General features: G+C 66.0%; 25 protein-coding genes. 12 read left to right on the plus strand and 13 right to left on the minus strand.

Annotated features, from left to right (window positions below; all coding sequences use genetic code 11):
* Window positions 1–128: 128 nt before the first annotated feature.
* Window positions 129–941, minus strand: a complete 813-nt coding sequence (locus tag EBBID32_RS05695; RefSeq protein WP_006952275.1) for an inositol monophosphatase family protein — start codon at window positions 939–941, stop codon at window positions 129–131.
* 65 nt (window positions 942–1006) lie between these two features.
* On the opposite strand from EBBID32_RS05695, the gene EBBID32_RS05700 reads away from it, so the two are divergent.
* Window positions 1007–1429 (plus strand): VOC family protein, encoded by a 423-nt coding sequence (locus EBBID32_RS05700; protein WP_006952277.1) that lies wholly within the window; start codon window positions 1007–1009, stop codon window positions 1427–1429.
* A 48-nt stretch (window positions 1430–1477) separates the two neighbouring features.
* A complete protein-coding gene (locus EBBID32_RS05705) occupies window positions 1478–1714 on the plus strand; it encodes a hypothetical protein (protein WP_006952278.1) in 237 nt (78 codons plus the stop codon).
* 4 nt (window positions 1715–1718) lie between these two features.
* Here EBBID32_RS05705 and EBBID32_RS05710 read toward each other — a convergent pair whose 3' ends face one another.
* Window positions 1719–2654, minus strand: a complete 936-nt coding sequence (locus tag EBBID32_RS05710) for a ribose-phosphate pyrophosphokinase (protein ID WP_006952279.1) — start codon at window positions 2652–2654, stop codon at window positions 1719–1721.
* 135 nt (window positions 2655–2789) lie between these two features.
* On the opposite strand from EBBID32_RS05710, the gene EBBID32_RS05715 reads away from it, so the two are divergent.
* Both EBBID32_RS05715 and gltX read left to right on the plus strand, forming a co-directional pair.
* On the plus strand, window positions 2790–4451 hold the full coding sequence (locus tag EBBID32_RS05715) for an NAD+ synthase (RefSeq protein WP_006952280.1): 1662 nt from the start codon (window positions 2790–2792) through the stop codon (window positions 4449–4451).
* Window positions 4452–4546: 95 nt separating this feature from the next.
* Window positions 4547–5881: a glutamate--tRNA ligase gene (gene gltX / locus EBBID32_RS05720; RefSeq protein WP_006952281.1), complete on the plus strand. Its 1335-nt coding sequence runs from the start codon at window positions 4547–4549 to the stop codon at window positions 5879–5881.
* Here gltX and EBBID32_RS05725 read toward each other — a convergent pair.
* The 4 genes from EBBID32_RS05725 to hemC all read right to left on the minus strand — a co-directional run bounded on the left by EBBID32_RS05725 (window position 5865) and on the right by hemC (window position 9223).
* Window positions 5865–6614 carry an esterase/lipase family protein gene (locus tag EBBID32_RS05725; protein WP_006952282.1) on the minus strand — a complete coding sequence of 250 codons (750 nt, stop codon included), beginning with the start codon at window positions 6612–6614 and terminating at the stop codon, window positions 5865–5867. The two genes, gltX and EBBID32_RS05725, sit on opposite strands and share 17 nt — an antisense overlap.
* A 109-nt stretch (window positions 6615–6723) precedes the next feature.
* Complete coding sequence (locus EBBID32_RS05730; protein WP_006952284.1) at window positions 6724–7620, minus strand: hypothetical protein; 897 nt, start codon at window positions 7618–7620, stop codon at window positions 6724–6726.
* The gene (locus EBBID32_RS05735) at window positions 7617–8300 is read right to left on the minus strand and encodes a uroporphyrinogen-III synthase (protein WP_006952286.1); all 684 of its coding nucleotides are present in this window, start codon (window positions 8298–8300) and stop codon (window positions 7617–7619) included. The genes EBBID32_RS05730 and EBBID32_RS05735 overlap by 4 nt, the downstream gene beginning before the upstream one ends.
* Complete coding sequence (gene hemC, locus EBBID32_RS05740; RefSeq protein WP_037489058.1) at window positions 8297–9223, minus strand: hydroxymethylbilane synthase; 927 nt, start codon at window positions 9221–9223, stop codon at window positions 8297–8299. The genes EBBID32_RS05735 and hemC overlap by 4 nt, the downstream gene beginning before the upstream one ends.
* A gap of 44 nt (window positions 9224–9267) precedes the next feature.
* Here hemC and tsaD point away from each other — a divergent pair, with 44 nt between their 5' ends.
* Genes tsaD through EBBID32_RS05755 form a run of 3 tightly spaced genes read left to right on the plus strand, consistent with a single transcriptional unit; the run spans window position 9268 to window position 12834 of the window.
* Window positions 9268–10302, plus strand: a complete 1035-nt coding sequence (tsaD, locus tag EBBID32_RS05745; protein ID WP_037489078.1) for a tRNA (adenosine(37)-N6)-threonylcarbamoyltransferase complex transferase subunit TsaD — start codon at window positions 9268–9270, stop codon at window positions 10300–10302.
* Window positions 10299–11270 carry an NAD(P)H-dependent glycerol-3-phosphate dehydrogenase gene (locus tag EBBID32_RS05750; protein WP_006952290.1) on the plus strand — a complete coding sequence of 324 codons (972 nt, stop codon included), beginning with the start codon at window positions 10299–10301 and terminating at the stop codon, window positions 11268–11270. The genes tsaD and EBBID32_RS05750 overlap by 4 nt, the downstream gene beginning before the upstream one ends.
* 22 nt (window positions 11271–11292) lie before the next feature.
* Window positions 11293–12834 (plus strand): lipopolysaccharide biosynthesis protein, encoded by a 1542-nt coding sequence (locus EBBID32_RS05755; RefSeq protein WP_440590956.1) that lies wholly within the window; start codon window positions 11293–11295, stop codon window positions 12832–12834.
* Here EBBID32_RS05755 and EBBID32_RS05760 read toward each other — a convergent pair whose 3' ends face one another.
* Window positions 12835–13848 (minus strand): adenosine kinase, encoded by a 1014-nt coding sequence (locus EBBID32_RS05760; RefSeq protein ID WP_006952297.1) that lies wholly within the window; start codon window positions 13846–13848, stop codon window positions 12835–12837.
* Between the two features lie 110 nt (window positions 13849–13958).
* Here EBBID32_RS05760 and EBBID32_RS05765 point away from each other — a divergent pair, with 110 nt between their 5' ends.
* A complete protein-coding gene (locus tag EBBID32_RS05765; RefSeq protein ID WP_006952309.1) occupies window positions 13959–14627 on the plus strand; it encodes an EI24 domain-containing protein in 669 nt (222 codons plus the stop codon).
* Window positions 14624–14998, plus strand: coding sequence for a hypothetical protein (locus EBBID32_RS05770; RefSeq protein ID WP_006952310.1), 375 nt, complete (start codon window positions 14624–14626; stop codon window positions 14996–14998). Before EBBID32_RS05765 ends, EBBID32_RS05770 begins: the two co-directional genes overlap by 4 nt.
* Here the strand turns inward: EBBID32_RS05770 and queG are convergent.
* Window positions 14995–16029: a tRNA epoxyqueuosine(34) reductase QueG gene (queG, locus tag EBBID32_RS05775; protein WP_037489062.1), complete on the minus strand. Its 1035-nt coding sequence runs from the start codon at window positions 16027–16029 to the stop codon at window positions 14995–14997. The genes EBBID32_RS05770 and queG overlap by 4 nt on opposite strands.
* A gap of 34 nt (window positions 16030–16063) precedes the next feature.
* On the opposite strand from queG, the gene EBBID32_RS05780 reads away from it, so the two are divergent.
* Genes EBBID32_RS05780 through msrB form a run of 3 tightly spaced genes read left to right on the plus strand, consistent with a single transcriptional unit; the run spans window position 16064 to window position 18711 of the window.
* A complete protein-coding gene (locus EBBID32_RS05780; protein ID WP_006952313.1) occupies window positions 16064–17029 on the plus strand; it encodes an ABC transporter ATP-binding protein in 966 nt (321 codons plus the stop codon).
* The gene (locus EBBID32_RS05785; RefSeq protein ID WP_037489065.1) at window positions 17026–18216 is read left to right on the plus strand and encodes an ABC transporter permease; all 1191 of its coding nucleotides are present in this window, start codon (window positions 17026–17028) and stop codon (window positions 18214–18216) included. Before EBBID32_RS05780 ends, EBBID32_RS05785 begins: the two co-directional genes overlap by 4 nt.
* Window positions 18217–18234: 18 nt before the next feature.
* Window positions 18235–18711, plus strand: a complete 477-nt coding sequence (msrB, locus tag EBBID32_RS05790) for a peptide-methionine (R)-S-oxide reductase MsrB (RefSeq protein WP_037489081.1) — start codon at window positions 18235–18237, stop codon at window positions 18709–18711.
* On the opposite strand, the gene EBBID32_RS05795 is transcribed toward msrB, so the two are convergent.
* From EBBID32_RS05795 to purH, 5 genes are all read right to left on the minus strand, one after another.
* Entirely contained in the window at window positions 18692–20455 is a 1764-nt protein-coding gene (locus tag EBBID32_RS05795) for a hypothetical protein (RefSeq protein WP_231382111.1), read from the minus strand. The two genes, msrB and EBBID32_RS05795, sit on opposite strands and share 20 nt — an antisense overlap.
* Window positions 20433–20816 (minus strand): GtrA family protein, encoded by a 384-nt coding sequence (locus tag EBBID32_RS05800; RefSeq protein WP_037489084.1) that lies wholly within the window; start codon window positions 20814–20816, stop codon window positions 20433–20435. Before EBBID32_RS05800 ends, EBBID32_RS05795 begins: the two co-directional genes overlap by 23 nt.
* 16 nt (window positions 20817–20832) lie before the next feature.
* The gene (locus EBBID32_RS05805) at window positions 20833–22356 is read right to left on the minus strand and encodes an NAD(P)/FAD-dependent oxidoreductase (RefSeq protein WP_006952327.1); all 1524 of its coding nucleotides are present in this window, start codon (window positions 22354–22356) and stop codon (window positions 20833–20835) included.
* A gap of 175 nt (window positions 22357–22531) precedes the next feature.
* Entirely contained in the window at window positions 22532–22864 is a 333-nt protein-coding gene (locus EBBID32_RS05810; protein ID WP_006952328.1) for a UrcA family protein, read from the minus strand.
* A gap of 382 nt (window positions 22865–23246) precedes the next feature.
* Complete coding sequence (gene purH, locus EBBID32_RS05815; RefSeq protein ID WP_006952329.1) at window positions 23247–24836, minus strand: bifunctional phosphoribosylaminoimidazolecarboxamide formyltransferase/IMP cyclohydrolase; 1590 nt, start codon at window positions 24834–24836, stop codon at window positions 23247–23249.
* Window positions 24837–24885: the final 49 nt, after the last annotated feature.

The following is a 24885-nucleotide window of genomic DNA, read 5'->3' on the forward strand; positions in this document are numbered from 1 at the left end:
GTCTCCTTTGCGTAGCGCGACGATTGCAGACAGCCCCGGCAGCCCTAGTTAGCCGGGCGGTCCCACTGAATATCGCGAAGGGCGCGCATAGGCGGCTGCTGCCGGAAAGGCAAGCGATTCGCGGAATTTCAATGATGGTGGCTATGATCCGTCACGGCCGCCATCGCCTCCAGCACATCTTCCAGCCGCGCCGGATCGCCAAGCGCCAGTACATGGCCGTCGCTGTCGGCCGTCAGCGGCTCGCCATGCCAGTCGCACATCAGCCCGCCCGCGCCCTCGACAACCGGCACCAACGCCGCGAAATCATAGGCTTGTAGCCCCGATTCGATCACGATATCGAGAAAGCCCGACGCCAGCAGACCGTAATTATAGCAATCCCCGCCATAGACCGGTCCCTGACGCGGCGATCCGCCCGATACCGCCGCGACCAGCGCCATATAATGCGGCACGTCGCCGTCATCGAACAGATGCGGGCTGGTCGTCGCTATCCCTGCGCCCTCGATCGCGCGACAGGCACGGGTGCGGACCGGCTGGCCGTTGAAGGTCGTGGGCTGGCCCGCCATCCCGGCCCAGCGTTCCTTCGCGATCGGCTGGTCGATGATGCCGATCGTCGGCCAGCCACCCTGCGTCAGCGCGATCAGCGTGCCGAAGATCGGCCGCCCGGCGATGAAGCTGCGCGTGCCGTCGATCGGATCGAGAATCCACACCCGTTCGGCATCCTCGCGCACCGACCCATATTCCTCGCCGATGATGCCGTCGCCCGGACGCTCTTTCTCCAATATCGCCCGGATCGCCGCCTCAGCCGCGCGATCGGCTTCCGTCACGGGCGACTTGTCCGCCTTATATTCCATGTCATAGCGGGCGCGAAAAAAGGGGCGGACCGCCGCGCCAGCGGCGTCGGCAAGGCGGTTGGCAAGGGTCAGGTCATCGCGGGTGGTCATCCCCTTCGCCTAGCGACTGCGCGGCCTTTGCGCTAGACTGCGCCTCTATGGAGAAGGAGGGAAAAATGCCCGGCTCGCCTGTAATCCCATGCCTGCGCTATACCAACGCCCCCGCTGCGATCGACTTTCTGTGCGACGCCTTCGGTTTCGTGCGCCACGCCGTCTATGCCGATGATGCCGACCCCGACATCATCCACCACGCCCAACTGGTGCTGGGTGCCGGCATGATCATGCTGGGCAGCGTGCAGGACATGGCCGCCGAATCGCTCTACACCTGGTCCACCGCGCGCGACCTGGGCGGAGTCACAGGATGCGTCTATATCGTCGTCCCCGATGTCGACGCCCATTGCCTCCACGCCCGCAATGAAGGCGCGGTCGTGGTCGATGAACCCCATGACAATCACGGCTATCCGGGGCGCGGCTACAGCACGCTCGACCCCGAAGGCAATGTCTGGAGCTTTGGCAGCTATGATCCCTGGGCCGCTTAAGCCTTCGGCAACCTCGCCGCGCTAAGACTGGCGGCGAAGGAGACGCCCATGGCGCTGATCGGCTGGTTCCTGAGTTTTGTCGGCCTGTTTGTGGGCCTTGCCCTGCGGCAGGACATGCCGGTCGATGGTGCCGCCACTTTATCCAACCTGCTGATCGCGCTGGCGGTGTTGGCCTGCCCGATGGCTTGGCAGGGCAAACCACTGGGCATATCGCGCGGCCAGCGCGTCGTCGCCGCGCTGATCATGATCCTGTCCGTGCCGCTGGTGTTGCTACCGGCGGCCTGAACACTCAATCAAACAGGCTCGATACCGAGCTTTCATCCGCAATCCGCTTGATCGCCTCGCCCAGCAGCGGGGCGATCGGCAAATGGCGGATATGCGCGGCATTGTTGACCGCATCGGTGCCCTGGATCGAATCGGTGATGACCAGTTCCAGCAGGTCCGACGCCTCGACCCGCGCCACCGCGCCGCCCGACAGCACGCCATGGCTGACATAGGCGACGACTTCCTCGGCCCCGGCGGCCTTCAGCGCGCTGGCCGCGTTGCACAGCGTGCCCGCCGAATCGACGATATCGTCGATCAGCACGCAGAAGCGGCCCGACACGTCGCCGATGATGTTCATCACTTCGGATTCGCCCGCGCGCTCACGGCGCTTGTCGACGATGGCGAGCGGCGCGTTGTCGAGCCGCTTGGCCAGCGCACGGGCGCGCACCACGCCGCCGACGTCGGGCGACACGACCATGATGTTACGGTCGCCAAAGCGCGCCTGGATGTCCGCCGACATCACCGGCGCACCGAACAGATTGTCGGTCGGAATGTCAAAGAAACCCTGGATCTGCCCCGCGTGCAGATCGACCGACAGGACGCGGTCGGCGCCCGCCTTGGTGATCAGATTGGCAACCAGCTTGGCACTGATCGGGGTGCGCGGGCCGGGTTTGCGGTCCTGCCGGGCATAGCCGAAATAGGGGACGACGGCGGTGATTCGCTTGGCCGACGCGCGCTTGAGCGCATCGATCATGATCAGCAATTCCATCAGATTATCGTTGGTGGGATAGCTGGTCGACTGGATCACGAACACATCCTCGCCCCGGACATTTTCGTGGATTTCCACGAACACTTCCTCATCGGCAAAGCGGCGGACGCTGGCGTCGGTCAGGGGGATTTCGATATAGTCGGCGATGGCGGCCGCGAGCGGCTTGTTGGAATTGCCGGTCATGAGCTTCATGGCCAAGTCCCCCTGCTATTTGGCGGCGTGACGAATTGATGACGCTGCGTGAAAACGCCGCCCCTTTAGCCGCGTCCGTTCCTGCTGGAAAGGCGCTTTTGCGCCCGCCGTCAAAATGCTCTAACGGCCGCGTCCATGACCGACAAACTTGTGATCGCCCTCGCCCAGATGACCCAATCGGTGGGCGACCTTGCCGCCAATGCCGACGCGATGCTGGCGTGGCGGGACCGGGCCAGCGGCGCGGACCTGATCGTCTATCCCGAATTGCAGCTGATCGGCTATCCGCCCGAAGATCTGGTGCTGAAACCCGCGCTGGTCGAGCGCGCGAATCAGGAGCTGGACCGGCTGGCGCAGGCGACCGCTGACGGCGGCCCGGCGATGCTGGTCGGCACCGTGGTCGCCGCGCATGGCGTCCTGTTCAACGTCGTGGCGCTGCTGGAGGGCGGTGCGGTGACGCAGATCCGCCAGAAGCGCGAATTGCCCAATTATGGCACGTTCGATGAAAAGCGCCTCTTCGCCCCCGGCCCGCTGCCAGCGCCAATCGACTTTCGCGGCGTAAAGATCGGCGTGCCGATCTGCGAGGATATCTGGTTCCCCTTCGTCACCGCGCATCTGAAAAGCGAGGGGGCCGAAATCCTGATCAGTCCCAATGGCAGCCCCTATGAGGTCGACAAGGATGACCGGCGCCAGACCATGGTGGCCGGGACGCGAGTGCGCGAAACCGGCCTGCCGCTCATCTATCTCAACCGCGTCGGCGGACAGGATGAGCTGGTGTTCGACGGCGCATCCTTCGTGATGAACGCCGATTTCGCCATCGCGGCGCAATTGCCCGATTGGGAGGAAGCGCTGGTGCTGACCCAATGGGAGAAATGGGATGGCCAGTGGGTCTGCCTGCCCGGCGACTGCCACGTCCCCGACGAGCGGCCCGCCGACATCTATAATGCGATGCTCCTGGGACTGCGCGACTATGTGAACCGCAACCGCTTTCCCGGTGTGGTGCTGGGGCTGTCGGGCGGGATCGATTCGGCGCTGTCGGCCGCCGTTGCGGTCGATGCGCTGGGCGCGGACCGGGTCTGGTGCGTGATGATGCCCTCGCGCTTCACCAGTCAGGACAGCCTGGACGATGCCGTCGAATGTGCGCGGCTGCTGGGCGTTCGTTACGACACGATTCCCATCGAACCGGCGGTCGGCGCGTTCGACACGATGCTCAGCGATGTGTTTGCCGAGCGCCAGCGCGACCTGACCGAGGAAAATATCCAGTCGCGTATCCGCGGGCTGACCCTGATGGCGCTCTCCAACAAATTCGGCCACATGCTGCTCACCACCGGTAACAAGAGCGAGATGTCGGTCGGCTATGCCACCATCTATGGCGACATGGCGGGCGGCTATTCGGTGCTGAAGGACGCCTACAAGACCACGGTGTTCGACCTCTGCCGCTGGCGGAACGAGAATGTCCCGTCGCTGGGCTTGGGCTTTGGTCCCATCGGCGCGGTCATGCCCGAACGGGTCATCACCAAGCCGCCCAGCGCTGAACTGCGCGAGGACCAGCGCGACGACGACAGCCTGCCGCCCTATGAGGTGCTGGACCCGATCCTCTATGGCCTGGTCGAGGAAGAGCTATCGGTCGAGCAACTGGTCGCGCGCGGGTTCGAGCGCGACACGGTCGCGCGGATCGAACGGCTGCTCTATGTCGCGGAATATAAGCGCCGCCAGTCGCCGCCCGGCGTGAAACTGGGCAGCCGCAATTTCGGCCGCGACCGCCGCTATCCGATCACCAATGCGTTCAGAACATTATAATGTTTCCGTTCGCCCTGAGCGGAGGCGAATACACCTCGCTTCGCTCGGTGGAACCCTTCGACTTCGCTCAGGGCGAACGGATTTAGGATTAACCCATGACCGTCATCACCCGTTTCGCCCCCTCGCCGACCGGCCACCTCCATGTCGGCAATATCCGCGCAGCACTGCATAACTGGCTGTGGGCGCAAAAGAGCGGTGGGCAGTTCCTGCTGCGGCTCGACGATACCGACCTGGAACGCTCGCGCTCCGAATATGCCGATGCGATCCGCGCCGACCTGCAATGGCTGGGCCTCCATTGGGACGCGGAAGCCAAGCAGTCCGAACGCTTCGCCCTCTACGAAGCGCGGTTTGAAGCGCTCAGGGCGTCGGGTCATGTCTATCCGGCCTATGAGACACAACAGGAACTGGAGCTACGCCGCAAGGTCTTGCTGGGGCGCGGCCTGCCGCCGGTTTATGATCGTGCCGCGCTGGCGCTGACCCCGGACCAGATCGCTGCTTACGAAGCCGAAGGCCGTCGCCCCCACTGGCGCTTCAAGCTGGATCACGACCAGCCCATCGCCTGGACCGACCTCATCCGCGGCGACCAGCGCTTCGACCCGAAATTGCTGTCCGATCCGGTCATCCGCCGCGCCGATGGCAGCTGGCTCTACATGCTCCCGTCGGTCATTGATGATGTCGACATGGGCGTCACCCACGTCCTGCGCGGGGAGGATCATGTGTCCAACACCGCGACCCAGATCCAGATGTTTACCGCACTCGGCGCCCCGCTCCCGGCCTTTGCCCATGAAGCGCTGCTGACCGGAAGCGAGGGCAAGCTGTCCAAGCGGCTGGGGTCGCTGGGCGTCGCCCATTTCCGCGAGATCGGGCTGGAACCCATGGCGATCGCGTCGCTTTTGGCGCGCCTGGGGAGCAGCCAGCCGATCGAGCCGTTCGCCACCATGCAGCCGCTGATCGACAGTTTCGACTTCGTCCATTTCGGCCGCGCGCCCGCCCGCTTCGACGAAGGCGAACTCGCAACGCTCAACCAGAAGATCGTGCATCTTCTGCCCTATGACGCTGTCGCCACCCGACTGCCCGATGGCATGGACGCCCCGGCATGGGACGCCATCCGCCCCAATCTGGAGACGGTCGCCGGTGCCGCCGACTGGTGGCGGATCGTCACCGGCCCCGTGGATGCGCCCGCTGGGCAAGCAGAGGATCGCGACTTCCTGATCGCAGCCCACCGCCTGCTCACCGATTTGCCCTTTGACGCAGGCATATGGCGCGCGCTCACCGAAGCGCTCAAGGGTGAGACGGGACGCAAAGGGAAGATGCTGTTCCTGCCGCTACGGCGCGCGCTGACGGGGCTGGACCATGGCCCGGACATGGGCCTGCTGCTGCCCCTGATCGGCCGCGACGCGGCGCTAACGCGACTTAAATCTGCCGCATAGTCTCCAGCGCTTTCCCAACCCCGGCAATGCCTTCGGGCGCGGCGGCAAAGCCCATATGGGTGCAGTCAACCTCGATCGCAGCATCCCGTTCACCGCTGCGGCCCTTGGCACAGTCGGGCAGGATCACGCCGTCGCGGCGCGACCACAGCGCCACGGTCGGCACCGGCGGCTTGGTTTCCCGCGCGCAGGGAAAGGGCGGGCGGTCGACCGGGCTGCCCGATACGAGTTGATAGAGCCGCCAGGCATGGTTGGCGCGCGGGTCGCCGGAAAAGGGCGTGCCCAGCGTCACCACGCCGCCGACCTTGGCCGCCGCCAGCTTGGCATATTCGCGCGCATACAGGCCGCCCAGACTCCAGCCGACCAGCGTTACCGGCCCGCCCGTCGATCGCCGAATCTCGTCCACCCGGCGGTCGATCGCCTCCAGACTGTCCGCCTTCGGCCCGTAATTGCGCCCCATGCCCCAATGATGCGCATCGAACCCGGCCTCGTTCAGGATCGCGCGCATCGGCTCCATCCGCGCGTCCGACGCCAGCAGGCCGGGGATCAACAGCACAGAGCGACCGTCACCACGCATCTGCCGGGCCAGCGCACCGGCCTGCGCCCGCGTCCGTGCCAGATCGAAGGGAAGTGCCATGTTGCCGACCAGATGCTGGACTGACGGCCGCGCGACGGCGCGCGGGCCGGACGCGAGGCGATCCTTCCAGAATGCGGTAACGGCGGCATAAGGTGGCACGACGACAAAATCCCTTTGGCCGGAAGGCAAAGATGACAGTGTCGTGACAAACGCAGCCCGCGTCCATCGGTTTCATCGCAGCAGAGAAACTGTTTATCGCAATATCGGATCAGGGTGCCAGTGGCGACGTCTGCGCGACCGGTGCGCCCTCTGCGCTGCGCAACACACGCGGCTCCAATATGGCGGCTGTCTCGATCAGGTCGAGCGCGCGGCGCGCCTCCAGATAGCGGCGGGCCAGTTGCACCCAGCGATCAGCGACCGCATGGCCGGGCAGTCGCTCGACCTCCGCCAGCGCGGCATTCACCCGCCCGCCATCGAGATAATGGATCGCCCGGTCAAACCCGGCCTGCGGGCGGGGCGAAGGGGTCGATGCACGGCGGATCGTCACCAGTTCGCGCGCCTCATGCTCCAGCGCACTCCACCAGCTCGCATCGGCAGGCGGCGTCGTTGCCCGGTCGCCAATATCGATCAGCCCGCCGCGCAGGTCAGCCAGCGTGACCGGCTCGCGCGCGGCATTGATGATGGTCGCGACCGCGCGCGGCTGGGCCTGGCCAAAGCGCAACCGCAACTGCCCCTCGACATATCCGAGCGGCGCTCCGCTATCGAGCGCGCGGCGGGCGGCAAAGGCGACCAGCAGCCCTTCGGCCCGCGCGGCATTGCCCGACGCAGCCTGCGCCTCCACGGTTATCCGGGTCAGCCGCTCTTCCAACTGCACCACCCGCGAGTCGAGCATCTGCGCGGCGTCAGTGGTGAGCGGACGCTGCGCCAGAGTGGGTGTGGCATTGCCGCCCAGCAGCGGGGCCACACTGGCCGCCTGCGGCTGCGGATCGCCCCAGCGGCGCTGGATCTGCGGCCAGGCCCAGACGGTGACGGCGACCCCAACGGCAAAGGCCAGGAGGATCAGGATCAGCAGCGGCACCATGCTACGTCGCCGCGCAGAAGGCGGGACCGGGGTCATGCTGCCAAAGCCGTCCTCGTCGCTCATGCTGCCCCTTTCGCCGTTCATCGCCCCGATCCTTCGCACAAACGAAGGACAAGGGCCAGCATGTCGTCATCGCGCGGCTGGTCCGGCGCGGTGGCGCTAGCCCAGCCCGCGCCGCACGCCGCCAATGCCGCCGCGCTAATGGCGACAACATGCAATCCGGCCCGCACAGCCGTCGGCACATGCGCCGCCAGCCGCTCCCCCGCACGGGGCGAATGGACCAGCAGCACCGATCCCGGCACCGCAGCGCGCAACAATGCCGGGTCAGGCGGCAGGCTGGCCATGCTATACACCGCGATCCGCGTGATATTGAGCGATCCGGCGGCTATCGGTGCCACCGTCGTCCCCGCCAGATGCAGCACAGCGCGATGACCGTCGGCCGCGATCCGCGCCGCAATGGCGCTGGCGTCCCCATCGCCCGCCACGACGCGGTCAAAGCCCTGCGCCCGCAAGGCCGCCGCCGTCGCTTCCCCCACCGCATAAGCGGGCAGAGCACGATAGGCGGCCAGCGCCGGACCCGTCAGCCGCGCCGCATGGGCGCTGGTCATCAACAGCGCGTCGAAATCTGCTGCCACCGGCGGTGTCCAGTCCAGCGCCTGCGGCGCAAACAGTGGATGCGTCACCGCCTCCAGCCCCAGCCGCGCCACCGCCTGCGCCGTCCTGCCCGCTCCCGGTTCGGGCCGCAGGATCAGAACCCGCCTCACGCCTCGAACAGGGACCGCAGCGCCGGACTTGCCCGATCCAGCAGCGCACGACCCATAGCCTGTGCGGCGTCCTGGTCCTGCCGGTCGATCCGCGCTTCCTCGCTGACCGTTTCCTGCCCGTCGGGGCTGATAATCTCGGCGCGCAGATGCAGTCGCGCACCATCGACAAGCGCCAGCGCCGCGATCGGCGAATGGCAGGTGCCGCCCAGACCCATCAGCACCGCGCGCTCGGCCATGACGCAATCGAACGTGTCGGTGTCGTTGATCGCCGCCAATGCCGCCAGCACAGCGTCGTTACCAACCAGCGCTTCAATTCCCACTGCACCCTGCGAGGGCGCTGGCAGCATCGTGTCGATCGGAATGGTCACGCCGACATCGCCCTGCCCCAGCCGGTCCAGACCAGCCGCCGCCAGCAGGGTTGCGTGGACATCCCCCGCCGCCAGCTTGGCAAGGCGTGTCGCAACATTGCCCCGGAACAGCGTAATCGTCGCGTCGGGCCGCAACCGCGTCACCTGCGCAGCACGGCGCGGCGAGCTGGTGCCCACCACGGGATTGGCGGGCAGCGCATCGAAACTGTCCACCCCTACCAGCTTGTCACGCACATCGGCGCGCGGCAGCATAGCGGCGATACGGATCGCGGCGGGGCGCAGCGTCTCCACATCCTTCATGCTGTGGACCGCAAAATCTATCTCGCCCTCGGCCAGCGCCCGGTCCAGTTCCTTGGTCCACAGCGCCTTGCCGCCAATATCAGCCAGCGCCCGGTCCTGTATCCGGTCGCCGCTGGTCTGGACGGTGACGATCGTCACGGCGCTATCAGGCCAGCCATGGACATCGCACAAAGCGCGGGCGGTCATGCGGGCCTGGGCCAGCGCAAGGGGCGAGCCCCTGGTGCCGAGGCGCAACGGTCGTTCGGACAAAATCATATGCGGCTTGCTCTAATGACCACGGGCATTAGATGGAAGCGACAATGACAATCATCCTCGGCCTGGAATCGAGCTGCGATGAAACCGCAGCGGCGCTGGTGACGGCCGACGGTCGGATCCTGGCGCACCGCCTCGCCACGCAGGAGGACGCGCACCGCCCCTATGGCGGCGTCGTCCCCGAAATCGCCGCCCGCGCCCATGTCGAGGCGCTCAGCCCCCTGATCGAAGCGGCGCTGGCGGACGCGGAAATGACGCTGGATCAGGTCGATGTGATAGCCGCGACCGCCGGGCCGGGACTGATCGGCGGGGTCATGGTCGGGCTGGTGACCGGCAAGGCGCTGGCCCATGCGGCGGGCAAACCGTTGATTGCGGTCAACCATCTGGAGGGGCACGCCCTCTCGCCGCGCCTGTCCGACCGGACATTGCAATTTCCCTATATGCTGCTGCTGGTGTCGGGCGGCCATTGCCAGATATTGCTGGTGCGCGGCCCTGGCGACTATGCGCGCCTCGCCACCACGATAGACGATGCAGCGGGCGAAGCCTTCGACAAGACCGCCAAATTGCTGGGGCTGGGCTATCCCGGCGGCCCGCAGGTGGAGAAGGCGGCGGCGCAGGGCAATCCCAGGGCTGTCCCTCTGCCCCGCCCGCTGATCGGCACGGCGGAACCGCATTTTTCCTTCGCGGGCCTCAAAAGCGCGGTGATGCGCGCGGTCCAGTCCGGCCAATATTCAACGCAGGACATTGCCGCCAGCTTCCAGCAGGCGGTGATCGACTGCCTGATCGACCGCACCCGCCGCGCACTGGCGCAGGCCGACGGCATCACCGCGCTGGTTGTGGCCGGTGGCGTCGCGGCCAATGGCGCGATTCGCAGCGCGCTCGAAAAGCTGGCGGCGGATCACGACTTGCCCTTCGTCGCGCCGCCGCTGTGGCTGTGCACCGATAATGCCGCGATGATCGCCTGGGCAGGGGCGGAGCGCTTTGCCGTGGGACTGATCGACGACCTGACCTTCCCCGCCCGGCCGCGCTGGCCGCTGGATCCGGCGGCGGAAAAGGCACGCGGAGCGGGAGTGAAGGCATGAAAGCGGGAGTCATCGGGGCTGGCGCATGGGGCACCGCGCTGGCGCAGCTGCTGGCCGCTGACGGGCAGGTCGTGGCACTGTGGGCGCTGGAGGCCGATGTGGTCGATGCGATCAATGCCACGCAGCAAAATCCGCTTTATCTGCCCGGCATCAAGCTGGCCCCGTCGATCCGCGCGACCAGCGCTATGGCCGATCTTGGCGATTGCGACATGCTGCTGGTGGTCAGCCCGGCGCAGCATCTGCGCAGCGTCGTCCGCCAGGCTCCCGCCGGTGTGCCGCTGATCCTGTGTTCCAAAGGGATAGAGGCGGGCACCGGCCTGCTGATGGGGGAAGTGGCGCGGGCAGCGCAGCCGACATCGCCCATCGCCGTCCTGTCCGGCCCGACCTTCGCCCATGAAGTGGCCAAGGGATTGCCGACCGCGATCACATTGGCGTGCGAGGATGCGGTGCTGGGCGCGCAACTGGCGGCGCGGATCGCCCGCCCGGCATTCCGCCCCTATCTGTCCGACGATGTAACCGGCGCAGAAATCGGTGGCGCGGTCAAGAATGTGCTGGCGATCGCGTGCGGCGTCGCGGACGGCGCGGGGCTAGGCCTCAATGCCCGCGCGGCGCTGATCAGCCGGGGCTTTGCCGAAATGACGCGCTTTGGCCTGGCGCGCGGTGCGCGGGCGGAAACGCTCGGCGGGCTATCGGGGCTGGGCGATCTGGTGCTGACCTGTTCATCCACCAATTCGCGCAATTTTTCGCTGGGCAAAGGTTTGGGCGAAGGGCGCAGCGCCGCTGAACTCCTGTCCAACCGCCGCACCGTCGCTGAAGGCGCATTTACCGCCCCGGTGCTGCGCGATGCCGCGCGCGCGGCGGGGGTGGAAATGCCGGTGGTCGAAGCCGTCTGCGCTTTGCTGGCCGATGCCGCGCCGCTCGGGACCGTGATCGACGCGCTGCTCGCGCGTCCGTTGCGGCCCGAATAAGCCGTCGCGCGTCCGCACCATCATGGCTACATTCCAGTCATCAGACGGGACGACAGAGGGGAGTCGATTGGCCGCGCAGGTTCCTGCGTCGAAGGACGAGGATGACATCGCCGCCCTGGCCAAGGGCGGGCGGACCAATGTGTTCGGCTTCCTCCTTCGCCTGGCTGCACGGCTACCCTTCCTGTTCATCGCGGGCCGGGTCTATGGTGCGGAAACATTGGGTCGCTTCGCCTATGCCGTGCTGGTGGTGGAATTTGTCGCGCAACTCGCCACGCTGGGGCTGAAACGCGGGCTGGCCGGTGCGCTCAGCCAGACCGAACGGCCCCACGCGCATGTCGTCACCGACGCGATGCTGGTGACGATGATCGCCGCGCTGCTGGGTGCGGGGTTGCTGGTCGCCTTTCCGCAGGCGATGTTCCCCAATAGCGGCATCAACGGTCTCGACCGGCTGCTGGCGCTGATCGTCATTGCGGTCGCCGGGTCGGACGTGGCGCTGGCCGCCTGCGCCTACAAGTTCGACGTCGGCGCAACGGTGCGGGCGCGGTCGATCATCGAACCCTGGGCGATCAGCATCTGCGCGTTCGCCTTTGCCTTTTATTCGACCCGCGACGGACTGATCCTGTCCTATGCGGTGTCGATGATCGCTGCCTTCATCGCCTCTATCATCCCGATGGCGCGCCATTATGGCCTGCCGGTGGGATGGCGGCCTGATGCCGGGCGGCTGTGGCGTCTGGCGCGGCGCAACCTGCCGCTGGCGGCCGCCGACGGGGTGGAATGGGGATCGCGGCGGCTGGACATGGCGATATTGGGCCTGTTCGTCAGCCCGGCGGTGATCGGCATCTATTATATCGCCCAGCAGGTTGCCTCGCTGCCGCAAAAACTCAAGACCAGCTTCGACCCGATATTGGGTCCGGTCATCACCCGCAATCTGGCCGAGGGCAATATGGCCGCGATCGCCCGGCAGGTCAGCCAGGTCGGCTTCTGGATCATCGCCGCGCAGGCAGGCATTGCGCTGGCGCTGGGAATACCGGGCGAAGCGGTGATGGGGCTGGTCGGCCCGCATTTCGTCGGCGGCACCGGCGCGCTTGCCTTCCTGTTGATGGCCGAAGTGATCGCCGCCACCGCTGTCGTCAGCGAATCCGCGCTGGTCTATATCGCCCGCCACCGCAACCTGATGATCTCGCTCGTCATGATCGGTTGCCAGGCCGCTTTCAGCTTCGCGCTGATCCTGCTCGCCCGTCAACTCGACCTGCCGGTGATGGCCGTCGCCGCCGCCCCGGCGCTCGCCCTGTGCATGGCGCTGGCGGTCGGCGCCTTCGTCAAGGCGAGGCTGCTCGCCCGGCTGCTCAACGCGCCGGTCAACGCCTGGCGCTGGCCGTTGCTGAGCGCAGCGGGCGTCGCCTGCATCGTCGGTGCCGCCTTCGTCGCCCTGCCGCCGCGGCTCGAATGGGTCGAACTGGTCGTCGGCGTCTGGGCGATATTGGGCGCTTATGGCGTGGTCATCTGGCGTTGGGGCTTTGGCCCGGATGACCGCACCCTGTTCCGCAAGCAGAAGGCGGACTGATCAGGCGAATAGCCGATCGCGGATCACACCCAGATCATCCTCCGGCCGTGCGCCCCAGTGCGAGATCACCTCTGCCGCTGCTGCTGCGCCCAATGCCAGGCAGTCGGCCACGCTGCGCCCGTCAATATGGGCGGCGAGGAAACCGGCGGCGAACAAGTCGCCAGCACCCGTCGTGTCGATAATCTGCGCGACTGGCGCTGCGGGCGCTTCGTAACGCACGCCATCGACGATCGCGACCGCGCCCTTTTCGCTGCGGGTCGATACCAGCACCGGCACCTTGGCCGCGAAACGGGCCAGCGCCGCATCGAAATCATCGACCTGCGCCAGCGACTGGATTTCGCCCTCATTGGAAAAGAGGATGTCGATCTGGCCATTGTCGATCAGGTCGAGGAAGTCTGCGCGGTGGCGGTCGATCACGAAATTGTCGGACAGGGTGAAGGCAACCTTGCGCCCGGCCCCCCGCGCCGCGTCGATCGCCGCCCGCATTGCCGCGCGCGGCTGCTCCGGGTCCCACAAATAGCCTTCCAGATAGAGGATGCCGGCCGAACGGATCATGTCGAGGTCGAGTGCGGCTGCGGGCAGGAATTGCGATGCACCCAGAAAGGTGTTCATCGTCCGCTGTGCGTCGGGTGTGACCAGGATCAGGCAGCGAGCGGTCGGCACGTCGCCCGTCATGGCGGGGGTGTCGAAGCGGATGCCGAGCGCGCGCACGTCATGGCTGAACACCGCGCCGAGCTGGTCGTCATTGACCTGCCCTATGAAACCGCATGTCTTGCCCAGCGCGGCGAGGCCCGCCAGCGTGTTGGCGGCCGATCCGCCGCTGATTTCCTTGGCCTGCGGCATGTCGGCATAGAGGGTTTCGGCCATGGCGGCGTCGATCAGCTGCATCCCGCCCTTGGTCAGCGCATGTTCGGCGAGGAAGGCGTCATCGCTGCGCGCGAGGACATCGACAATGGCGTTGCCGATGGCGACGACGTCGAGCGTCGGGGCCGAAACTGGAGCGGAAGCGGTCACGCAAAATCCTTATGGTGCGGGAAAGACAGGCCGCCGTCTCTATCGGCGCGCGCGCAGCCATGCAACAGCGGGCGATTGACGGGTGCAGCCACAGGCCGGATAATGGTTCGATGGTCCTGACCGCCGCACTGCGCGCCTTCCCTCTGATTTTCCACGCTGCCGCCCGGCGGTTGCTGGTCAAGACATTGCTGCTGACACTTTTGGTCTTTGCCCTGCTGGCGGTGGGCCTGTGGGCCGGATTCCATGCATTGCGCCTCCATTATGGCTGGGGCGGTGGCGGCCTGGCGGAGGCGGCGGCGACCGCGCTGATCGTCATCGCGGCAGGCTGGCTGTTGTTCCGCGCGACCGCTATGGCGGTGATGGGCCTGTTCGCCGACGACATTATCGCGGCGGTCGAGGCGGATCGCTACCCGGATGCAGCGGCGGATGCGCGCCCCGTCGGGCTGGCGCGCAGTATCCGTTACGCGCTGGCGTCGGTGGCCCGCACGCTGGGCTGGAACCTGCTGGCGCTGCCCGCTTACATCGCGCTGCTGGTGACGGGGGTGGGGACGATCGGGCTTTTTCTGGCGCTCAACGCCTATCTTCTGGGCCGCGATCTGGCCGACATGGTCGAGCCGCGCCATCCGGGTCATCCGCCGATCCCGCGTGGCAGCCGGTGGCTTCTGGGTCTCGCTTCGGCGCTTCTCTTCCTCATCCCGCTGGTCAACCTGCTTGCGCCGATCTGGAGCGCGGCTATGGCGGTCCACATGCTGCACGGCGTCAGAAGGAAGCCTGTATGAACGCCCCCCGCCTTGCCCTGATCGCGCTGCTGGCGCTGCCGCTCGCCGCCTGTGGCGCGGGCGGCGTGGTACCGCAGACCGGCTACGCGCCGCCGCCCGCCGGTCCTCCGGCCAGCGCCTTTGGCAAGCCCGGCCCGCTGATGGGCGCGGACGCACGCGCGCTGACCCAGATGTTCGGCACGCCCCGGCTCGACATTCGCGAAACCACGGTGCGCAAGCTGCAATTTGCCAATGGCCGCTGCGTCCTCGACACCTATCTCTACGCCCCGGCGCGCGGCAAGGAGCCGGTGGTGACCCATGTGGATGCGCGTTCGCCCGCTGGCAGCGACGTCGATCCGGCAGCCTGCGCGACCGCGTTGCGGGCGCGTTAGACCGACAGCCGCCCGATCGCCCATATTGCCGCCTCAGCCACCACCGGATCGTCATCGCCCGCCAGCGCCTGCAACCGGCCCAGCAAGCGCGCGTCGCCGCTATTGCCCGCCGCGATCGCCGCATTCCGCACCATGCGGTTGCGGCCGATGCGTTTGATCGGGGAGCCGGAGAAGATTTCGCGAAAGGCGGCGTCGTCCAGCGCCAGCAGGTCGGCGATGGCGGGTGCGGCGAGTTCGGCGCGGCCGACGAAGGCTTTGTTGGCCGCCGCCGACTCGGCAAATTTATTCCAGGGGCAGACCGCCAGGCAATCGTCGCAGCCATAGATGCGGTTGCCGATGCCTTCGCGCAACTCGTGCGGGATCGGCCCCTTATGCTCGATCGTCAGATAGGAAATGCAGCGGCGCGCATCGACGACATAGGGGGACGGGAAAGCATCCGTCGGGCAGGCAGTCTGGCAGGCGGTACAACTGCCGCAATGGTCGATCTCCGGCGCGTCGGGTTGCAGCGCGATTTCAGTGTAGATCGCGCCCAGAAACAGCCAGCTGCCATGCTGGCGGCTGACCAGATTGCTATGCTTGCCCTGCCAGCCCAGCCCGGCCCCCTGCGCCAGCGGCTTTTCCATGACCGGGGCGGTATCGACGAAAACCTTGAGCGCGCCCGGCTGCTGCTCGACCAGCCAGCGGGCCAGCGCCTTCAACCCCTTCTTGACGACATCATGATAGTCTTTGCCCTGCGCATAGACCGAGATGCGCGCGCGGTCGCCCACGTCCGCCAGCGCCAACGGATCGCGCCCCGGCGCATAGCTCATCCCCAGCATCACGACGCTGCGCACATCAGGCCACAGGTCGCGCGGCGATCCGCGTTGCCCGGCGCGTTCGGCCATCCACAGCATGTCGCCATGATGGCCCGCGTCCAGCCATTCGCCCAGCCGCTGCCCGGCCTGCGGCGCGACATCGGCGGGCGCGATGGCGCAGACGGCGAAGCCGAGCGCAGCGGCCTGCGCCTTCAGGCGGGTTTCCAAGCTTTCCATTTGCGTTGGCATGGGGTGACACTATCAGGAGCGGATGAACGGCGACACTCCGGCCCCGCCCCTCCGCTATGCGCTCGAAGGCCATGGCCTTGTCAAGACATTCGGCAGCTTCCGCGCGGTCGATGGCGTCGATATCGCCGTGCCTGCGGGGGCCATCTATGGCGTGCTTGGCCCCAATGGCGCAGGCAAGACCACGCTGCTGCGCACATTGTTGGGCATTATCGACCCGGATGAAGGGACGCGATCGCTGCTGGGGGATGCCGCGCCGCTGCGCATGGCGCGGCAGGTGGGCTATCTGCCGGAAGAACGCGGACTCTATCCGTCGATGAAGGCGTTTGAGGCGATCGCCTTCATGGGCGCACTGCGCGGATTGCCGCTGAAACAAGGGCGCGAACGGGCGCGGGCGATGCTGGAGGGGCATGGCATGGGCGGCGCGATCGACAAGCCGATCCGCCAGTTGTCCAAGGGCATGGCCCAGACGGTGCAATTGTTCGGCACGATCATCCACGAACCCCGGCTGATCGTGCTGGACGAACCATTTTCCGGACTGGACGCGATCAATCAGGAGAAGCTGGAGGCGCTGATCCGGGAGCAGGCGCGGCGGGGCGTCACCATCCTTTTTTCCACCCATGTCATCGCCCATGCCGAACGCTTGTGTGAACGCATCGCCATCGTCGCGGGCGGACGCATCAGGTTCGAGGGGACGGTGGCCGATGCGCGCGACCAGTTGCGCCCGCAGGTACGGCTGCGCACCAGGGCGAGCGACGGGGCGTGGCGGCGCGCGCTACCCGGCGATACGGTGGTGGAGGACGGTGCGTGGCATTTCGCCCTGCCCGACGACGGTATAGAGCCGCTGCTGCGCGCGCTGCTGGACGGCCATGCGGGGATTGAGAGCCTGTCGATCGAGCGGCCCGGCCTGCACGACGCCTTTGTCGCCATTGCAGGCGAAGCGACCGCACGGCAGATGGACGACGCGCAGGCACGGGAGCAGGAGGCATGAGGGAAATGCTGCGCGCCGCTCTGGTCATCGCCCGGCGGGATTTCACCGCGGTGGTGCTGTCGCGCACCTTCATCCTGTTCCTGCTCGGACCATTGCTGCCGATCCTGATCGGCATGGCCTTTGGCGGGCTGGGCGAGAAAATCTCCAGCACCGACCTGCGCCCGGTGGTCGGCATTGCCATGCCCGCGAGCGAGGCGGCGCGGCTAGAGCGTGCGCACCAGCGCCTGACCGAACGGATGGGAGAACAGGCGCTGGTCCGGTTGCGGCGCGTGCCGCTGGCCCCTGCACCGCGCGAACAGCTGGCGCGGGCCGATTCGGCGGTGGTGGCGATCCTTTCGGGTTCGGTGGCGCACCCGATCCTGACCGGCAAGCCCGATGATCTCGACAAGATGCAGGGCGATCTCAGCCTGATCGCCAGCGCGGCGCAGGCGGAAAATACGCTGCGGCTGGTGCAGGTGGAGCGGCAGGAGGTCGCCACCAGCCTGGGCGCGCAGGCGCAGGCGCGACTGTTGATCGGGCGGGTGGCGCAGGTGGTCATGTTCTTCCTGACGATCCTGCTGGCGGGCATGATCCTGTCCAATCTGGTAGAAGAAAAAACTAACAAGATCATCGAGATATTGGCCGCTGCCGTGCCGATAGACGCGATTTTTCTGGGCAAGTTGATGGCGATGCTGGCGATGAGCTTTGTCGGCATCGCCTTCTGGGGCGGGACGGCGTTCGCCATCTTCCTGGCGCTGCATGGAAGCGCGGCGGGCCTGCCTGCGCCAGCGGTCGGCTGGCCGATCTTCCTGATCCTTGCCGTCTTTTATTTCGCGATGGCCTACACGCTGCTGGGATCGCTTTTCCTGGGAATCGGCGCGCAAGCTGCGACGGTGCGGGAGGTGCAGACGCTGAACATGCCGGTGACGATGGGGCAGATGCTGATCTTCTTTTTTGCGAGCTACGCCGTCGACCATATGGGATCGCCCGCGGAGGTTGCCGCGACGATATTCCCGTTCAGTTCGCCCTTCGCCATGATCGCGCGGGCGGCGCAGGATGACGCGCTATGGCCGCATCTGCTGGCGCTGCTGTGGCAGGCGGCGTTCGTGGCGCTGATCATCCGCGTTGGTGTGCTGCTGTTCCGCCGCCATGTCATGCAGTCGGGCGGGCGCTGGTGGAAAAATCTGTTCAGGAACACGACAGGTTGACGGGTGTTGAAGGACATCATGAACCGGCGACTTTTCCTGAGCGGCGTGACGACCGGCGCGGTGGCGCTGGGCTGGTGGCGGCTGGGCCTTGACCGGGCGGAAGCCGCCTATCCCTTTACCCTGAGCGACGCGGAATGGCGCAAGCGGTTGTCACCGCTCGCCTATAATGTGCTGCGTAAACAGGCGACCGAGCATCCCTTCACCAGTCCGCTCAACAAGGAGCGTCGGGCGGGCGTCTTTGCCTGCGCCGGGTGCGGGCAAAAATTGTTCAGTTCCAAAACCAAGTTTGATAGTGGCACGGGCTGGCCCAGCTTCTATGCGCCGCTGCCCAGGGCGGTCGGTACCAGCCGCGACTTCGATCTGGGTTATCCCCGCACCGAAGTCCATTGCGCACGCTGTGGCGGGCATCTGGGTCATGTGTTCGATGACGGACCCAGGCCCACGGGGCTGCGCTATTGCATGAACGGGGTGGCGCTCAGCTTCGTGGCGGCCTGATCCGATAGATTTTCAGCGGGCCTCTGCTGGGCAATTGTTCCAGCCAATCCGGCGTCGCGCCGCGCGCCAGTTGGGCGGCGAGGCCGTTGCGATTGGCTTCGCCATAGAGGCGATATTCGTTGAGGCCGTCGCAGGTCACGACGTAACGGGCGCCGGTCGCTTCGATCACGGAACGGGCCTGATCGGGCGCATACACAAAGCCTCCGATCACGGCCGTGATGCCTGCGGCGTTGCGATGATGGGCGGTGCCAATGACGCTGTGGCGGGTCTGGACGAGAATGTCGGGGCCAAGGTCGAGCGGTGCGAACAGGGTGGCGGGCGGCAGCCCACGGAGCGTAGCCAGCAGGTTGGCCGCGCGACAATTCGCGCTGGCTTTCTTCGCAGGTTCGGGCGTGGCAGCGTTCGCAACCCAGAGCGCACACAGGCCCGCCGGGGTCAGCAACACCAGCGCGACCGATCCGAATATCCGCACGATGGCGCTGGCGGACGCCTGCACCCGGCGGAACAAGGCGATCAACAGCCAGGCAGTGCCGGGCAGCGCCAGCACATGCGCCACCGACACGGCGCGCATCACCATGATTGCAACCAGCATGGCTCCGGTCAGTAGCAACGCCAGCGTCAGCCAGCGCATCCGCGCCGGACCGCCTGCACTGCGCGCGGCCAGCAGGGTCGCGATCAGGCCCAGCAGCGTGGGCAGCAGGATCACGCCCGCCATCGACAGACTCTGTTCCCAGATCGGGCGCCCTTCCATCACCTGCAAATACCAGAGCTTGTAGGCGAGCGGTCCCAGCGCGGCGAAGGGATCGCCTGACAGGCATGGCCCGCCGGTCAGCGTGAAGGTCACCAGCGCCGCGCCGCCGCCTGTGGCGGCGATCAGGAAACGACGCGGCGGGCTGAACGGGCCGATCAGGCGCGCAGCCAGAAGCGTTGCAGCGGCCAATGCTACCAGTGGCCAGACATAAACGAAGGACAGCGCATCGCAGTGGCGCGCCAGCACCGCAGCGGGACCACGCAACAGCATGAGCGGCAGGAGAGCGGACGCGCCAAGGGCGACAGTGAAACCGACATAGCGCGGCGTTTCGGCCCGGTCGATCCAGTGGCGCAGGGCAAAGACGGCGGCAAACAGGGCAGCATAGGGCAGGCCTTCGCTCGAAATCTGGAGCCAGAGCGCCAGCACCAGCCCCGCAACGATGCCACCGCGCAACGGGCGGGGGTCCATCGCGCCGCACAGCGCCAGCGTGGCCGCCATGATCTGCCAGCCATGATGGTCGATCCGCAGCGGCGTGAACTGGACGAGAATGGACGGTGCAGTCAGCAGCAATGCGACAGCCAGCAGCGCAATCCCTGCCCCGGCAATCCGTTTCGCTGCAATGAACAAGGCTGTCGTCAGCCCGGCCAGCAGCAGTAGCGGCACAATGGCGCAAGCGACCAGCTCTGCCGTCGCCATGCCCAGCAGCGGGCGCAGCAGCAGGATCAGTCCTGCGATCGGCATATCGACGATCCGCGACCAGTGCATCGGGCCGCCTGTGGGCGGGTTCACCCGATGCTGGCTCACATCCCAGAAGGCCTGCCCGCCGATCCAGTCGCGCACCTGCGCCAGCCGCATCGCATCATCGGGGTCGCGAAAGCCGAGCGTCGAAAAATCGCCCCGGAACAGCCATAGCATCGCCGCGCTGCATAGCAGCCAGGCGAGAAGCGCCAGCAGCGCCGCCCGCTTGCCGTCAGACGCGGGCAAAGACGCCATATTTGCGGATCGCATAGACGGTGAGGAAGCTGACCGGGACGGACAGCAATTTGGCGATCGTCGGCGCAACGCCGACCATGCTCAGCCCGCCGACCATGGCCAGCGTGATACCCATGCCCAGCAGTGCGCTCGCCACAAATCCGGCGCGCTGCGCATGGGTCGGGCCGGTCCCGGTATCGAATACGAAGCGGATGCTGATGGTCCAGTGGACGGCGAGGCCGATGGCATAGCCGCCGAACGCCGCCAGCATCGGGGCCGCGCCGAAATGGTCCAGCATCAGGAACAGGGCCATGTCGCTGGACAGCGCGCAGATGCTGGCCAGCAGATAGCGGGCGAACATCAGTCGCGCGACCAGCGCCATCAGGACGCGCACCGGATCAGGCAGCCTTCAGGCGGGACGGGACGGCGCGGGTGCTGGCAAGGGCGGCCTGCGCATCGGCGTCCTGGCCCTCTTCGCCCGCCTCATGATATTCGGCATCCTCATTGACCGACCAGACGTCATGGACGCGCGCGCCCGCAACGATATTGCGGACGGTCAGCATCGCCGTCATCATCGCATGGTCCTGATTATTATAGCGGTGCATCCCGTTGCGCCCGACCATGTGCAGCGTGGGATAGCGGGCCTCCAGTTCGGTGCGCATCGCCAGCACATTGGCGGCATAGGCGTCGTCATAGACCGGATAGGCCTTTTCCTGTCGCACCACCGCGCCGCCCACGACATCGGCGGGGTTGCACAGGCCCAGCAACGCCATTTCCTGCGTCGCCAGCGCGACCAGATCGGCGTCGGACGAGGCCCAGAGGCCATCGCCTTCAAAACAGAAATATTCCAGGCCCACGCAGGCCAGCGTCGGGTCCGGCACCATTTCGGGCGACCAGCTGCGGAAATTCTGGATGCGGCCGACCTGCACCTTGCTGTCGTGGATATAGATCCAGTTGTCGGGGAAAATATCTTCCCCCTTCACCATCAGGGCGACGGTCAGGAAGTCGCGATATTTCAGGTCCATGGCTTCGGGCAGGGTCGCGGGCAGCGGATGGATGCGGCCCGCCAGCTCGCGCATCGGCGCGGACGATATGACATGGCCTGCATTGATGATGACCTCACCCTCCGGCCCCTGCGCCACCAGCCGCCAGCGATCGGTCCCCTGATCCTGCTCCAGCCGTTTGAAACTGTGCGCCATCAGCACCTGATTGCCGCCATCGACCACATGGTCGCGCGCCTTTTCCCACATCATGCCGGGTCCAAGCCGGGGATAGCGGAAGCTTTCCAGCAGCGTCTTGGTCGCCATGCCGTCATTGGGTTTTTTGTTCAGGCCAAGCGAGCGCTTCAGCCCGTCGGTGACAGCGCCCCAGAGCGACAGCCCCTTGATCCGCTGCGCTGCCCAGTCCGCCGACATTTCATCGCACGGCATCCCCCACACTTTTTCGGTGTAGGTTTTGAAGAAGATGGAGAAAAGCTTGTGGCCGAAGGCGTTGACGGTCCAGTCCTGAAAAGAGCGGACATGGCGGTTGGGCAGCAGCTTCGCCTTGGCAAAGCTGGCCATGCAGAGCGTCGAGCGCCAGATGCCGAGGTTCCACAGCGCCTCGAACGCGCGGAGGGGGTAGCTGTAGAATTTGCCCTCATAATAGATGCGGCTCATCCGGGGACGCTGGATGAAGTCGTCGGGCAATATCTCGTTCCACAGGTCGACCACCTGTTGCGATTTGGAGAAGAAGCGATGCCCGCCAATGTCGAAGCGGAAGCCGTCCAGTTCGACCGTCCGGCTGATGCCGCCGACATAGACCGGGTCTTTCTCGATCACCGTGACGCTATAGCCCTGCCTGGTCAGCAGATAGGCTGCAGTCAGGCCCGCCGGGCCAGCGCCGATGATGGCGACGTCCACGCTTTGGTCGGTACGCGGCATGACAGGCAATTCCCCCGGATGGTCTTTCGTGGGTTCGGGAGTGAAGGAAATATTCTAAGGACTGGTTAACGCGCGGTAAGGATCGCACACGAAACAAGCCGCATGACAAAGGGCCGTCCCGCGATGCGGAACGGCCCCCTGCAGTCCCCTTCGTGAGGGGAACTCGCGAAGATCGTCAGCCCTGGCGCTGGGCCATGGCGTTGAGATCGCTGCGTGCACCGGTCAATGCTTCACCAAAGCAATTGCGATAATCGTCGCTGATCGGGATGATCGAGCCGTTGACGAAACCGCAGACCTGCTTGGCGGCGCGGGTGACGCGATAGTCGGCGCGACGCAGACCGGCCGCGCTGGCGAGGTTGAGGTCCGCCACCGATACGGCGATCGAGCGGGTTTCCGTGCCCGAACGACCATCAACGATCACGTCCATATTGTCATTGCCCGCACTCGCCACACCCGGCAGCGCAAGGGCCATCGTGGCGGCCAGCGCCACCAGCGTCTTTGCAGTCATCCTGTTTCTCCTGTCGAACATTTTTCTGTTCTTTTGCCCAACACCTGACTTGGGCACCGGGTCCACATCTAAATAGGCTTGACCGGATAAAATGAAAAGAGGCCAGTTGGCAAAAAGTGGCGGAAAACCGTTATTTTGCGGGTGCGAAGGGATTTGCTTCGCACTTGTGTCAGGATCGCTTCCTATTCAGCCCACTGCACAACGCTCGCCATCCTCCCCTTGCAGGGGAGGTGGATGGCCGCAGGCCAGACGGAGGGGTGTTACGCTATCGATAGCTAGACACCCCTCCGTCATCGCTTCGCGCTGACACCTCCCCTGCAAGGGGAGGATGCCTTAATCGATTGCCTCCGTGAGTTCGCTCTCTTGCCTTCCAACAAGACCCTTAATGCCGGAAGTGGCGCATCCCGGTGAACACCATGGCAAGGCCCGCTTCGTCGGCTGCTGCGATGACTTCGTCGTCGCGGATCGATCCGCCCGGCTGGATCACCGCCGTAGCGCCAGCCTCTACTGCTGCCAGCAGGCCGTCGGCAAAGGGGAAGAAGGCGTCGGAAGCGACGGCCGAACCGATGGTGCGCGGCTCGCTCCAGCCAGCCTTTTCGGCGGCATCCTTAGCCTTCCACGCGGCGATGCGTGCGGATTCCAGGCGGTTCATCTGGCCTGCGCCGACCCCTGCGGTGCTGCCGCCCTTGGCATAGACGATGGCGTTGGACTTCACATGCTTGGCGACGGTCCAGGCGAACAGGCAGTCGGCCAGTTCCTGTTCCGTCGGTTCGCGCTTCGTCATGACTTTCAGCGCATCGCGGCTGATCCGGCCATTGTCGCGGCTCTGCACCAGCACGCCACCCGCGATCGTCTTGAGCTGGAGACCGGGGCGCGCGGGATCGGGCAGATCGCCGGTCAGCAGCAGGCGGAGATTCTTTTTCTTGGCAAAGATGGCACGCGCCGCATCATCGGCGTCGGGCGCGGCGACGACTTCGGTGAAGATGCCGCTGATCGCTTCGGCGGTCGGGCCATCGAGCGGGCGGTTGACCGCGATGATGCCGCCAAAGGCCGACACGCTGTCGCAGGCAAACGCGGCTTCATACGCCTCGATCAGGGTCGCGCCGGTCGCCACGCCGCAGGGGTTGGCGTGCTTGACGATCACCACGGTCGGCGGGCCGTCGCGAAATTCGCTGACCAGCTCCAGCGCGGCGTCGGCGTCGTTATAATTATTGTAGCTCAGTTCCTTGCCCTGGATCTGACGCGCCTGCGCGATGCCGTTCGCCGTCGGGCCAGTGGGCAGATAGAGGGCGGCGGACTGGTGCGGGTTTTCGCCGTAGCGCAGCGTGGTGCCAAGCGTGCTGGCGACGGCCAGCGTTTCGGGGAACATCACGCCCTGATCGGCGAAGGCAAACCAGCTGGCGATCATCGAATCATAGGCAGCGGTCGCGGCATAGGCCTTGGCAGCCAGCATCCGGCGGAAGTCGTAGCTGGTCGCCCCACCCTTCTCGTCCATTTCCGCGATCAGCCGGGCATAGTCGGCCGGATCGGTGACGATCGCCACGCTCTCATGATTCTTGGCCGCGGAGCGCACCATCGACGGGCCGCCAATGTCGATATTCTCGATAATCTCCTCGCGCTCCGCGCCCTTGGCCACGGTCGCGGCGAAGGGGTAGAGATTGACCACGACCAGGTCGATCGCGCCGATCTCATGCTCGTCCATCGACGCGACATGATCCGGGTTGTTCCGCACCGCGAGCAAACCGCCATGCACCTTGGGATGCAGCGTCTTGACCCGGCCATCCATCATTTCGGGGAAGCCGGTGAGGTCGGAAATGTCCATGACAGTGAGGCCCGCGTCGCGCAGCGCCTTGGCCGTGCCGCCGGTCGATACCAGTTCCACCCCATGCTTCCCCAGCGCCTGCCCCAGTTCGATAAGGCCAGCCTTGTCCGACACGGACAATAGGGCGCGCTTGATGGGATAATCGGTCATAAGAGAGGCTTTCTGGTTGCAGGACGGCTTTGCGCCGGTCCCTTAAGGG

This window comes from Sphingobium indicum BiD32 (assembly GCF_000382885.1).
GTDB classification, from domain to species: Bacteria; Pseudomonadota; Alphaproteobacteria; order Sphingomonadales; family Sphingomonadaceae; genus Sphingobium; species Sphingobium japonicum_C.